The sequence below is a fragment of the Marinobacterium profundum genome, from assembly GCF_001528745.1.
In the GTDB taxonomy this organism is placed as follows: Bacteria; Pseudomonadota; Gammaproteobacteria; order Pseudomonadales; family Balneatricaceae; genus Marinobacterium_A; species Marinobacterium_A profundum.
The window spans coordinates 47,755-60,762 of record NZ_BCNS01000105.1 but is presented as its reverse complement, the minus strand read 5'-3'; the positions used below and the strand labels follow the sequence as shown (position 1 = coordinate 60,762).

The 13,008-nt window shown below is 55.5% G+C and carries 11 protein-coding genes; 5 read left to right on the top strand and 6 right to left on the bottom strand.

All coding sequences use genetic code 11. The features are described from left to right. Positions 1 to 483: 483 nt before the first annotated feature. Positions 484 to 1,881, top strand: coding sequence for a sigma-54-dependent transcriptional regulator (locus MPRO_RS10785; RefSeq protein WP_067291740.1), 1,398 nt, complete (start codon positions 484 to 486; stop codon positions 1,879 to 1,881). Positions 1,882 to 2,136: 255 nt separating this feature from the next. On the opposite strand, the gene MPRO_RS10780 is transcribed toward MPRO_RS10785, so the two are convergent. The 6 genes from MPRO_RS10780 to MPRO_RS10755 all read right to left on the bottom strand — a co-directional run bounded on the left by MPRO_RS10780 (position 2,137) and on the right by MPRO_RS10755 (position 8,781). After that, positions 2,137 to 2,946: a putative bifunctional diguanylate cyclase/phosphodiesterase gene (locus tag MPRO_RS10780; protein WP_158651794.1), complete on the bottom strand. Its 810-nt coding sequence runs from the start codon at positions 2,944 to 2,946 to the stop codon at positions 2,137 to 2,139. Positions 2,947 to 3,246: 300 nt separating this feature from the next. Next, positions 3,247 to 5,577: an ATP-binding protein gene (locus MPRO_RS10775; RefSeq protein ID WP_067291735.1), complete on the bottom strand. Its 2,331-nt coding sequence runs from the start codon at positions 5,575 to 5,577 to the stop codon at positions 3,247 to 3,249. Positions 5,578 to 5,775: 198 nt separating this feature from the next. Continuing rightward, positions 5,776 to 6,156 carry a response regulator transcription factor gene (locus tag MPRO_RS10770; protein WP_067291732.1) on the bottom strand — a complete coding sequence of 127 codons (381 nt, stop codon included), beginning with the start codon at positions 6,154 to 6,156 and terminating at the stop codon, positions 5,776 to 5,778. 518 nt (positions 6,157 to 6,674) lie between these two features. Next, positions 6,675 to 8,030 carry a Do family serine endopeptidase gene (locus MPRO_RS10765; RefSeq protein WP_067291729.1) on the bottom strand — a complete coding sequence of 452 codons (1,356 nt, stop codon included), beginning with the start codon at positions 8,028 to 8,030 and terminating at the stop codon, positions 6,675 to 6,677. Positions 8,031 to 8,077: 47 nt separating this feature from the next. Further along, positions 8,078 to 8,392, bottom strand: coding sequence for a hypothetical protein (locus MPRO_RS25780; protein WP_158651793.1), 315 nt, complete (start codon positions 8,390 to 8,392; stop codon positions 8,078 to 8,080). 83 nt (positions 8,393 to 8,475) lie between these two features. Continuing rightward, complete coding sequence (locus MPRO_RS10755; protein ID WP_067291722.1) at positions 8,476 to 8,781, bottom strand: hypothetical protein; 306 nt, start codon at positions 8,779 to 8,781, stop codon at positions 8,476 to 8,478. A gap of 443 nt (positions 8,782 to 9,224) precedes the next feature. On the opposite strand from MPRO_RS10755, the gene MPRO_RS10750 reads away from it, so the two are divergent. The 4 genes from MPRO_RS10750 (at position 9,225) to MPRO_RS10735 (ending at position 12,950) form a co-directional block, all read left to right on the top strand. Continuing rightward, positions 9,225 to 9,578 (top strand): hypothetical protein, encoded by a 354-nt coding sequence (locus MPRO_RS10750; RefSeq protein WP_245635075.1) that lies wholly within the window; start codon positions 9,225 to 9,227, stop codon positions 9,576 to 9,578. A 252-nt stretch (positions 9,579 to 9,830) separates the two neighbouring features. Next, entirely contained in the window at positions 9,831 to 10,313 is a 483-nt protein-coding gene (locus MPRO_RS10745) for a c-type cytochrome (RefSeq protein ID WP_067291716.1), read from the top strand. Between the two features lie 106 nt (positions 10,314 to 10,419). Continuing rightward, the gene (locus MPRO_RS10740) at positions 10,420 to 11,382 is read left to right on the top strand and encodes a c-type cytochrome (RefSeq protein WP_067291714.1); all 963 of its coding nucleotides are present in this window, start codon (positions 10,420 to 10,422) and stop codon (positions 11,380 to 11,382) included. Between the two features lie 263 nt (positions 11,383 to 11,645). After that, positions 11,646 to 12,950 carry a DUF2254 domain-containing protein gene (locus tag MPRO_RS10735; protein ID WP_067291711.1) on the top strand — a complete coding sequence of 435 codons (1,305 nt, stop codon included), beginning with the start codon at positions 11,646 to 11,648 and terminating at the stop codon, positions 12,948 to 12,950. Positions 12,951 to 13,008: the final 58 nt, after the last annotated feature.

The window sequence follows — 13,008 nt, the reverse complement described above, 5'->3', positions numbered from 1 at the left end:
ATGGGGGCCGCTCCTGAGGAGTCGACACCGCCTGTTGTTTTGTTTACACCTGGAACAAAGCATTAGCCGTGCCAGAATCTGAAAACTGAAATAAAATAATTCTAAGTCACTCATATTTAAAAGGTTATTTTTTAGGCCCTGCGTTTAAAGACACCTAATCAAACAGTCGTTCGTGTTACCCGTTAGCCAGGGTTCAGCAGTTCTGGAAGCAAACTGCGAAAAGCTGCGCGATTTGCGAGACGAGGTTCCCGATAAATGTGCAGGTCGCAGCCAGATGCAATTTTTTATTTCCCTGCATTCCATTTCAATGCGACTAAGCACCTATTATTAGGTGCTCCAATACTGAGTACTCCTACCCAAATACACAGCTACCGCCACAAAGGCTGTTGAGCAATCTTCAATTTGCCATTATCGTTGTGCAGTAGCGTCATGGACTTTAGCCATATGTACCAGGACGACGTTCAGCCTGACAGGAAGCCTTATATGACTAAAAACAATATTCTGCTGGTAGAGGACAGCCCCTCTCTCGCAGCGCTCTATCAAAGCTACCTGACAGCTGGCGACTACAACATTCAGGCTGTCGATACCGGACAAAAAGCACTGGATGCCATCGCTCACAAAGTACCCCATCTGGTGCTGCTGGATATCAAACTACCCGATATCAGCGGCATGACCATACTTGAGCAGATCCATCGCGACGAAATTCCCTGCTGCGTGATTATCATGACCGCCCATGCCTCCATCGATCTGGCGGTCAGTGCCATGCAGTACGGCGCCTTCGACTTTCTCGTCAAGCCGTTTGACTCCAAACGCCTGAACATCACGGTCAAGAACGCGCTGCAACATTACGAATTGCAATCCGAGGTCAAGGCTTACCGCGAGACCTTTGCCCGTAATAACTACGAAGGTTTTATAGGCGAGTCCCTGGCCATGCAGGCGGTCTACCGCATGATCGACAGCGCGGCCGCCAGTAATGCCACCATTTTTATTACCGGGGAAAGCGGAACCGGCAAGGAAGTCTGCGCCGATGCCATTCACAAGCGTAGCCAACGCAAGAAGAACCCCTTTGTACCGCTCAACTGCGGCGCCATTCCCAAGGACCTGATGGAAAGCGAGATTTTTGGTCACGTTAAGGGGGCCTTTACCGGCGCCCAGGCCGAGCGTCAGGGGGCTGCGAGCCTCGCCGATGGTGGCACCCTGTTTCTTGATGAAATCTGCGAGCTGGAACTGGATCTGCAAACCAAGCTGCTGCGCTTTATCCAGGCAGGCACTTTTCAGAAGGTCGGCTCCGGCAAACAGGAAAAGGTCGACATCCGTTTTGTCTGTGCCACCAATCGCGACCCCTGGGAAGAGGTGCAGGCCGGGCGCTTTCGCGAGGATTTGTACTACCGACTACACGTTATCCCCATTCACCTGCCGCCGCTGCGCAGCCGGGAAACCGATGTTCAGCTCATTATGGAAGGCCTGTTGGCACGCTATGCCGGTGAGGAACACAAAGCATTCAAACGCTTTGCCCCCGAGGCGACTGCGGCCATGATGGACTACAGCTGGCCAGGTAATGTACGTCAGCTACAGAACATAGTGCGTAACATAGTGGTACTGCATGACGGTGAAGAGGTGCTCTGCAACATGATACCGCCACCGGTACAGTGCCAGCAGGCGCCCGCAAACGTGGCTCCCGCGGCACCCAAAGCGTCGCCTGAACCGGAAACCTACAATGCCGCCGAGGAGGTCAGGCACGAGGTTAAACCGCTGTGGCTGGTCGAAAAGGAAGTGATAGAACAGACGATTGAACTATGCCACGGCAATATCCCCAAGGCCGCGGCATTGCTGGATGTGAGCGCATCCACTATCTACCGCAAAAAGGAAAAGTGGGACTAGGAGTCCTATCGGACTTGACCGGTCGTAGCGAGGGAAAGGCCGATCTGAGGCAGTTTTTGGGCTCTTTTTTAGGCGAATAGTGGTTCTATTTAACTCTTGAAACGAAGTGGAAAGAACCGCTTTAGCGGGGTCGCAGACCGAGGAGCCTGCGACGAGTAAAAAAGAGTACATAAATTGACCAAATTCGACTTTTCCGCAGTAGATCAGTGTTAAGTCCGACAGGCTGCTAGCAGCCCAATGCGGCGGCGTTGCCCTTCAGCGGCAGCGCCAGTCGGTCAGCACATCGTCAAAGGGTACCGGGCGGCCCATCAGATAACCCTGCAGCCGGTCACATCCCAACTGACTCAGCACCTGCGCCTGGGTACTGTCCTCCACGCCTTCTGCCACAACCTTCAGCCCAAGCCGCTGCGCCATAACGATAATGGCGCTGCAGATGGCGAAGTCGCCATCATTGGTAGCAATATCGGTCACGAAACTGCGGTCAATTTTGAGGCCACTGGTGGCGAACTGACGCAGGATACTAAGTGAAGCGTAACCCGTGCCGAAATCATCCATCCAGGTTTCAATGCCTGCGGCTTTCAAATCCGCCACTTTGACGCGAGCGCCATGCAGACTGCGAACAAGGGCCGTTTCTGTCAACTCAAAATGCAGATGCCGCGTGGCAACGCCCAGCCCCGCCAGAGTCCGCACAGCCATTTCGCAAATATCGGTTTCATGCAGCTGTACCGCCGACAGATTAACGGCCACATGCAGGTGATCGCCGCACTTGAGGTGCAACCGTTTGAGATCAACGCAGGCGCGCTTGAGCACCCATTCACCAATCTCCAGTATCTGCCCCGTATCTTCTGCCACCGGTATAAAGTCCGCCGGCGAAATATTCCCGTAGCGGGGCGAGTTCCAGCGAATCAGGGCTTCAAGCCCGGTGAGGCGCCCTGTCGCCACCTCAATCTGCGGCTGATACGCCAGCGTAAACGCCTCGGTTTTAATCGCCTCGGCAATCTTGCTCTGCATATCAACCAGGACCCTGGCCCTCTGCTCTACTGCGTCAAATGTCATTGATGCCATGATGCCGCACCCCAATTTGTTATTAACTAACTGGAATAAAGCAATTAACATTCCAACTAAAACGCGAAAGCATAAATAAAGTAAAAATATAATAAAAACAATCAGCTATAACGAAGGCAGAATGAGCCACTGGTTATTGGAGGCGGATGTTACTAATAACCACAGCCATATCGGACAGAGCGCTTTGCAATATGGAGTTCAGGGTCTGTTGAGTATCCGGGCCCTTACCGAAAAACACCGCCCGGAGGCGGTGTTTTTCTGATGCAGCTGAACAACGTACAGTGCGGGATCCAGCGAGTGTCAGGCGAGGGCGGGCTCTGAGACACAGGGCAGTTTGACCGTCACCATAGTGCCTTTGCCAGGTTCGCTTTGGACCTCAATGCTGCCATGGTGCAGCGCAATGATTTCCCAGGCAATCGACATACCGAGCCCGGTACCCGGGATGGATCCGCTTTTGTCGGCGCGGTAGAAGCGCGTAAAGATATGCTTGAGATCCACCTCACTCATGCCGATGCCCTGATCCCTGACTTTAACCTGCAGCATCCTTTGCTCCTCCTCGATACAGGTATCAACGCTAACCTGTATGGCAGCGCCCTGGGGCGAGTACTTCTGGGCATTGCTGAGAATATTCATCATAACCTGGCTGATTTTGTCGGCATCGATCACCGCCTCTGGCAGACTGTCTGCAATCGTCAGCTCGAATTCATGCCCAGGCCCACCGGCCAGGCTGATGTCATGCACCGCCATTTGCACCAAGGGCAGCAGCTCCTGACGCTCCAGCTTGAACTCCAGTGCACCGCGGGACTCGATGCGCGCCAGATCAAGCAGATCATCCACCATGCTGACGAGGCGTGACGTCTGTCGATACACCGATGTCAGCAGCTCCTTCTGCATCTTGGAATCATAATCGGCATGAAGCAGCAGCTCGGTATACCCATAGATGGCGGTCATGGGCGTGCGCAGTTCATGGGCCGCAGTGGACAGGAACTCGGTCTTCATCTGCTCCAGTTCCTTTTGCTTGGTCATGTCGCGGAAGTAAATCACGCCACCCAGGCTTTTCTCGGTAGCCTCAAAACGGACAAGACGTTGCAGGTAACGCGTTTCAGGGCGCGCAAGGCGCAATTCATCCACCAGCAGAGTGCCGTCATGGTCATCTCGATTGGCCAGATGCGCCGCATAATCGATATTCTCCAGCGTCGACTCGTTTTCACATAGCGCCGCAAGTTGCCGATCTAGATCCGAGCAATGCAGCCCTACAATGGCTTCAGAGTTAATACCAAAGGCCACTTCAAACGCCTTGTTCACCTGGCGAATGTGGCCCAGGGCATCAAATGAGGCAAAGGCATCGGGGCTAAGCTGGAAAATGGACTCACGCTCGGCGGAAATCTTGCGCATCAATTCCTCAGCCTTGCGCCGCTGGGTCACATCACGATAATTCCACAGATGCAGGCGCTCTTCGGCATCGCCTACCACCGGGGCATAATCCAGTTCATATTCGCTGCCATTGCTATCAACCAGCAGCATGCTTTTAACCGCAATGCCTTGCTCCATCATGGCCTTGAGACTCTCGGGGAAACGCTCACCATCGACAAAGCGCTCGGCGGCAGGCTGCGTCAGCTCACCGATCTTCATGGAAACATCAAAGATATCCGCGTAGCGCTGATTAGCCAACTGGGCCCGACCATCACCATCCGTCACCAGAATACCGGAAGGCAGAGCCTCGATAAGGTCTCGTAACTGGGCTTCACGCAAAGACAGAGCCTGGGTTTTTCGCTCTACCAGCTGGCGCAGGCGTACGGGTTCTGCATAGACACGTCCACCCAGCCAGGCCAGCAGCAAGGCACCCAGGACCGATGCCATATACCCCAGCGGCAACGCCGCTTCTGTTTCAGGCAGAGACATTTGAAGCTTCCAGATGGCATTGGGAACATGTATGTCGTGGGTGACGGTTAGCTCTTTGGTGTCGTCCAGTTGCAAAGAGCTGGCGAATACCGACATCTCACCCGATACGGGGTCCTCACGTGACATGCGATAGCTGTAGCCTCGCTCGGCAAGAGATCCGAGCTCGGAATCGGACAGCAGGTCATCAAGATAAATCAGCACCGATGTAAAACCCCAAAAGAAATCGGTACCGTTACGATTGATAAAAACAGGGTTTCGACCGATCACCGCCACGCCGCCCTGCACCAGAGTGAAGGGACCTGCCAGTGTCAGCTCATTCTCTTCCACCGCGTTGCGTGCTTCTGCCTTGCGCTTGTCATCGCGCAGAATATCGTGCCCCAACGCACGCTCGTTACCCTCAAGCGGGTAAATACTGCTGACAATCCCTGCCGGAGCCAGCTGCAGATTGGAAATACCACCTACGCGCTTGATGAGTTCCATCGCATAGCTGTCAAAGTCGGAACCGGAAAAGTCACCATTTTTAACACGTACTTCGTGCGCCAGAATGTAGGTCGCCGCCAGTGACTTTATCAGTCGGCGTTCAATCGAGTTGGCCTGAACGCCACTGATTTCATGCAGCAGGGATATCTGGGTTTCGCGCTCCACCTGGCCCGCCAGATAGGACCAATAGCTGCCGGCCAGCATGACCAGTACGAATACCAGTATCCTCACTCCGTTGATTCTGCGCATTGCAATCTCCCTCGTTCAGGCTCGACTTAACGGCATAGCGAATTCTAACCGCAGCATGGTCAAGCGGGGGCGTACGGCCAAACGGTACTGTGCATCTGACAACTATAAAGAATCGGCGCTCAGGCTCTATAGCCTGGCCACACAAGATCGCTGCCTGCTGGCCACCACTGGTCTGTAGTTACTGCGGCCGCGAAAAACTCAGGCTGAATCTTCCAGAGCGCCCAGTATCTCATCGACCGTCTTTTTCAGTGCCAGCGGGCTAAACGGCTTGGTAACGTAGCCATCGGCTCCCACCAGGTTACCGACGTCCAGGTCCCCCTGCTGCGCCCTCGCACTGAGCATGACGACCTGCAGTGATGGCATCTGCTGCTTCAGACGCTGACAGGTTTCAAAGCCATCGTACTGCCCCGGCATCATCACATCGAGCAGCACCAGATCGGGATTTACTTCGGCGACGCGCAGCAGGCACTCATCACCGCTTGCTGCCTCATGCACCTCGTATCCACCTATTTCAAGAGATAGGCGAACCAGCCTTCGCAGGTCGGGCTGATCATCAACCACCATAATTCGCTTATTCATCGCTTTGCTCCGTGACTGCCTTTATCTGCAATAACCGCTGCAGCAGGCCAAGTTATTGTGACTGTCCATCCCGCTAAAGGCATTTCGCCCTTATCTCTAGCCTTATTCAGGTGCGAGATATCCATCTCTCGGCTGTCATGGATACATGCTTGTCCAGTTTGAGCAGCAATCTGCACAAAACCGTGGCGACTCCTGGATGCATTTTGCTCACATCACCTAGTCGCCACAAACAAGTACAAAACTATCCTCTTTGCACTCCGGATACCAAACAATATAGTTCTTAATCGATTGGCCTTGTTCGCAAAATGCGATACATATCGAGAGAGACCCAAATACGTTTCAATACCCTGACACACAGCCTAACATCTTGATTCCAATCAGTTAAGCCACTTAAAGACGCATCCTCAGGCCCTATTTAGCCTGGTTGTGGCCAGATGGCTTAGCATTTACTAATACCAAGCAAGACCCGGGCCAAAAATGAAAAGGCAGCCTTTTCACGCTGCCTTGGGTTAGCTCAATTAGTGAATAACCAGATAAAACACACCGCCACCCCGCTCGACCTGTAACAGCACGGGATCCTTGCTGTTCTGCAACGCCTGGGCGATATCCTCTGCCGAGTCGACCCTGATGCGATTTACACTCAGCAGGACATCATTGGCACGCAGGCCATTGGCCGCCGCCATTGAGTCCGGCGCCAGCGCCTTGATCTGCACCCCTGGCCCCTTAGGGTTGGGCTGCAGCATGACATTTTGCAGCAGTGGATGCTCAGCCTTGATTGCCCAGTCCGCCGACTCACCGACATCGACTTCAAGCGTCAGGGTTCTGCCATCACGCAATACCTTTAACGTCAGGGTTTCGCCTATATCGCTAAAGGCAATGCTGTTGCGCAGCTGACCGGTACTTGGCGTTGCCTGGCCATTAACGGCCATGATCAGGTCCCCGGCTTCCAGTCCTGCCTTGTCGGCTTCGGAACCCTTCTTCACATCGGTCACCAGCACACCCTTTTGGCCATTGGCCAGCTTGAAGGCCTTTTGCAGCGCAGGCGTCATATCCTGAATTGCAACGCCGATCTGGCCTCGTTTGACCTCGCCGTGCTCAAGAATCTGCGCCGCACTGGCCTGGGCCATATTGACCGGTATGGCAAAACCTATACCCACGCTGCTGCCGCCAGGGGCAATAATCGCCGTATTGATCCCCACCAGCTCACCACGAAGGTTCACCAGAGCCCCGCCGGAGTTGCCAGGGTTGATGGAGGCATCGGTCTGGATAAAGTCTTCATAGCCCTCGATCCCAAGCCCGCTGCGCCCCAGTGCACTGACCACACCGGTGGTAATGGTCTGGCCCAGCCCAAAGGGGTTGCCAATGGCGACTACGAAGTCGCCTACCCGCAGATTATCCGAATCCGCCAGAGTCACGGCGGTCAAGGCATCGGCCTCGATCTTCAGCACCGCAATATCCACCTCGGGATCGCCACCCACCAGCTGCGCCTCAAATGTGCGGCCGTCGATTAGCGATACCTGAATTTCATCGGCTCCTTTAATCACATGGAAATTGGTAATAATGGAGCCATTGGCTGCATCGACAATCACACCGGAGCCCGCACTGGTCTGGCGGCGCCTTGGCCGCGGCCTTGCCTGCTCATCGGGAATATTGAAAAAGCGCCGGAAGAATGGATCCTGCAGCAAGGGATTCTGCTGTTGCTGCTTGCTGGTGTAGGTGGAGATATTCACCACCGCCGGATTAACCTGCTCAAGCATCGGAGCCAGCGACGGCAGCTCGCGCCCTGACCCATCCGCCATCGGCCAGCCCGCCATGCTCAAGCTCGACAGGGTGCCAAGCATCAGAATCAGCATGTACCTGAATTTACGCGTCATTGTAGAGATACTCCTGTGCATCAAAATATTCATACGTACAGTCTGGGCTATCGGACCAGCGCACGATTATCGGGATGTCTGTTACGGATAAGACTGCCTATCTGATCGAAGGCATCCGCGACCGCAAGACCAATAGAGCCATTATTCACGTACACATCGCACTGTTTGCGCCCGGCGGCACGCATCGAAATATGGCACTGATACAAATGTTTGGGACGCCCACCATAAGGCACCTGGTCCAGCACTATATCCACGCGGGTAATCTGTGGCGCAGCAGCGGCAAGCCATTGCAGCCTGTGACTAATCTGCTGTTTTGCAGGCGCATCACTCACGCCATGACGAAAAAGAGTTGAAGTAATCATGCAATCCCCCAAAGGCAACAAACTGCAGACGTGCAGGCGCCACCCCAAAATAAATGGAATCAATAAAAATGAAGCTATAGCTGTTAAACGCTTGGAAAGAATGCCGAAAAGGCAGGGGGCGCGCGTATGGCATGAAGAGCGCCTGTCGAGGAGCCGCAGGCGGCCTGACATTTGAACGCAAACAATGCTTGTGGCAGATCGAACAGACTGATCAATACAACGGCGACAAAAACCCTATCCGCACCGCTTGAAGCCGCAGGATCAATAGCCGCAGACAGCGTGCTGAAATCAGCATGGCTCGCCGGCAATGCTTCGTCATGAGCATGCTCGGATGCGCCTGCGCCCAGCGAAAACAGCAGCAGTGTCAGGGTGTAGAGTAATGCCTTCACGTCTGTTCCAGGCTCCGTACAACAAGTTAATTACCGGTGCAGATTCAATAGATTGCACGAATCGCATTTAGTTCGGCAGCAGACCCGCGAAAACTTGCCGGCATCACTTTGACTCCCCCTGCTAAAGACCAGCCAACCCTGGGCCAGTTAAAATATTCTGCCGTTACTCCCCTGTCCCGGAGACAGTTAATCTGGCAGAACTCAGGCCTTTGGCTGCATTGCGCAGCTAATCTCCGTATAGTTAAAAAAGTGCCAAGGGGAAATAATGCGATACAGGCTGATATGCGTCAGTGAGCAACGCTGCTCTGTCGACGTTATTGTCGGCATCTGCCAACACAGGGTGAAATACAAATATGGACGACAGAGTCAGGAATATAAAGACACCAGAAAAATGTGAAATATTTGCCAAAAACTGCGCCGACCGTGGCAGAGATGATTTGGCGATGGAAGCCAAGCAGCGGGCCGTGCAATTGCGGGCCGACGCCTACGAGACTGAAACAGAGGCAGAAAAAGATGCCATAAGCGCCATCTACGCCTATGAAGAAGTCCTGAGCGCCAAAAACGGCAAGAAGACCCGCGCCTCCAGCACCTGGCAGCTAATCAAGCGCCACGGTATCATCAGCGCCGTTGATCGCGCCATCAACCGCCCGGCCGAGCCCGAAGGCTACAGCAGCCTCGTCGATATGGGTCTGGCAGACTATGCGCTGGAAGCCGTGATCATCCGCTATCCGGAAATTTTCAGCGACGACGCCGTAAAAATTTCCCAGGACAGAATCAAGCAGTGGACCTGTCCCTGATCGGTCGCCGTAAATCCCGCGGGCGCTGAACAGGCATCATCAGCGCCCGACTTTGTTTCTACTGTTCAGGCTACCTGGCCCTCAGTGCCGCTGGCAGCCGCATGACCTCCACGCCTCACCCAGCAACAGCCAAACTCCGCAAGACACTCCAAGCCCAATAGGGACTTTTTCGCTGTTTCAAGGTAACTTGGCATTTGTTCATGCCACCGGGCCCTATACTCGCTATACCCCCTAAATCACTGGAGAGCTTTAATGATCAAACGAAAGGGAATTGTCGCAACGCTGGTAATCGTATCGGCACTTGGCAGCGGCGCCGTTTTCGCAGAGGAAGTCGAGAAAATCATCGAAGCCCGGCAATCTTTTATGCAGCTGTACTCATTTAACCTTGGCCTGGTCGGTGAAATGGCCAAAGGCAAGACCGAGTACGACGCAGACATTGCCGCCAATGCCGCACAGAACCTGCTGGCGCTGGCGAAGATGAACACCAGTCCCATGTGGCCTCAGGGCAGCAGCAAGGCCGATGCCGGCCTTGAGGAAGTGACCAGCGCTCTGCCGGAAATCTGGACCACCTACCCCAAGGTGTCCGAAAAGCACAACGACCTTACCGCAGCACTGGAAACCTTCGCCACAGTGGCAGGCAAGGATCTTGCCAGCCTCAGGGGTGGCATGAAGGCCGTCGGTGACGGCTGCAAAGGCTGCCACCAGGATTTCCGCGCCAAGAAAGAAGACAAGTAACGCAGAATAACCGCGTTTCTCAGGCGAGATGCCCAGGCCCCTTCCCAGGGCATCTTTGCCGAGTCTGTCAACAGCGCCACATCACGACCGACATTCAGGACATCCCATGAAACTGTGCTTGAAAGTGGCCACGCTGGTCGCAACGGGCATCGCCGCCGGACTCTGGCTGCTTAGCGCACCCGAGCCCGCCATCTCGGCCAAGGCCCTGGCTATGGCCACAGGCTCGGATACCCAGGCGGGTGATACCGGGCCCGGTGACGCAGAGCGCGGCGCCAGTGTCTTTCATATCGGTGGCTGTGCCTCCTGCCATATGCCGCCGGACTACGAACAGCCGGATACCGACAGTATCCCGCCGCTCAGTGGCGGCATGCGCTTTAGCACCGACTTTGGCACCTTTGTGGCGCCCAATATAACCCCCGACAAGGCGACCGGCATTGGTTCCTGGTCAGACGCAGACTTTGCCACAGCCTTGCTAAAAGGCGTGTCACCCCAGGGGCAACACTATTATCCAGCCTTTCCCTACAGCTCCTACGCCCGCATGAGCCTGCAGGATGTCGCTGACCTCAAGGCTTTTATCGACACCCAGGTTGCCGTCAACCGGCCCAATGAGTCGCACCAACTCGACTTCCCCTTTTCCGTGCGCCGAGCCCTTGGGCTCTGGAAGCAACTCTATCTGCGCCCTGGCCCCGTGATCGACCTGGACACTGAGGATCCCGAGCTGCTGCGCGGCCAGTATCTGGTCGAAGGCCCTGGGCACTGCGGTGAATGTCATTCGCCACGCAATATCCTTGGCGGTACTGACTACAGCCAATGGCTCGGTGGCGCCGCCAACCCCGATGGCGAGGGCAGCATTCCCGATATCAGCCCAGGCGCGGGCGACTTTGGCGACTGGGACAAAGCCGATATCGCCGAGTATCTGTCCTCCGGCTTTACCCCCGACTACGACGTGGTTGGTGGCTCCATGGCCGAAGTGGTGGAGAACACATCGAAACTGGCGGCCAGTGACCGCCACGCCATTGCGGCCTATCTCAAGGCCATACCCACCGTTATCGCAAAAGAGGATGACTGACAGGCCTGCAGGCGCCTAACCGCCTGCTACGCTTTTCGGGTAGCTATTAGCCCGGCGGGTTAATACATGAAGCTGGGATGCTTCATCATTGGCCGCAGGCCAATGCGAACGCCATCTCTTCGTCCCCAAGAAGGCCAGCAAGTCCATGCACTTGCGCCCAATCTTTTAGGCTAAAGAGTTCTGGCGTGACGGACAAATAGGGAGGGAACCTATTTGTCCACCAGGTTAATAGCATTCAACGGGTGCCCGCAAAATGACTGATCATGAATGATCGCCTGAGGTTTCTGTTCAACCGCATCAGCGAGCGCCTCTGGGTCAAGCCGCTGCTCAGTTGCGTGCTGTCGATCCTCTGGGTCTTCGTTGCCAAAATGGCCGACTACGCCGGCCTTGCGGCCCTGGTGCCGAGTATTTCACCGGATTCGATTGAAACACTGCTCAGCATTATTTCCTCCAGCATGCTGGTCATCGCTACCTTCGCTGTCGCCTCCATGGTATCGGCCTACGCCTCGGCCAGCAGTACCGCCACACCACGTACCTTTACCCTGGTGATCTCGGACGACCGATCCCAGAACGCACTCTCCGCCTTTATCAGTGCCTTTATTTTCAGCATCGTCGCCCTCATTGCCCTGCAGAATGGCTACTACGGCAAGGCGGGCTATTTTGCCCTCTTCATTCTGACCCTGCTGGTGTTTGCCATCGTTATCATCACCTTCGTACGCTGGGTGGACTCCATCGCCCGCCTGGGTCGCCTGGGCAGCACAGTACACAAGGCAGAAAAGGCCGCCGCCACGGCATTGCAGCGCCGACGCTGCTCGCCCACCCTCAGGGGCATTGCGGTGACACCGCTTGAACCCGGCGCACAGGCGGTGTTCAGCGACAGCATTGGCTATGTGCAGATCGTGGATCTGGCAGCGCTGCAGGCGCTGGCTGAAAAGTCGCAACTGCATATCAGCCTGACCAGCCTGCCCGGAAACTTTGTCGGCCCAGGTCGGCCCCTGGTACAGGTAACAACAGAGGTACCAGACACAGAATCCGGCGCAGCCCCATCGGACAAGGATCCAGAGCCTTGGGACGACGCGGAAATTGCCGCCGCCTTTCGCGTTCAGCCCGAACGCACCTTCGATGAAGACCCGCGTTTTGGCCTGATCGTACTGGCGGAAATTGCTTGCCGGGCACTGTCGCCGGCGGTGAATGATCCAGGGACCGCCATCGATGTGATTGGCTCGCTGGTGCGGCTGTTTGCGCTCTGGGCGACACCTGTGGACGACGACGAGCGCTGCAGTACCCTGTATGACCGGGTTAGCGTACCGGAACTCGCCCTGCAGGATCTGTTTGACGATGCCTTCGACCCGATTGCCCGCGATGGTGCCGCCAATCTGGAAGTGGCCATACGACTGCAAAAAGCCTTTGAAACCCTTGCCGCCACTGGCCCGGGTGAAATGCAGCAAATCAGCCTGGAGCATGGTCGCCGGGCGCTGGCACGCGCCGAACAGGCGTTGCGCTTCGAGCCGGACCGACTGCGGCTGCGTCAACTGGCAGACAGACTGAGGGAAGCGCCGCCGTACTGAGCCTGCTCTGTTCCCAAAGGCTGCTCCCAAGCCCTGCACCGCCCTCCTGTAACCAGGC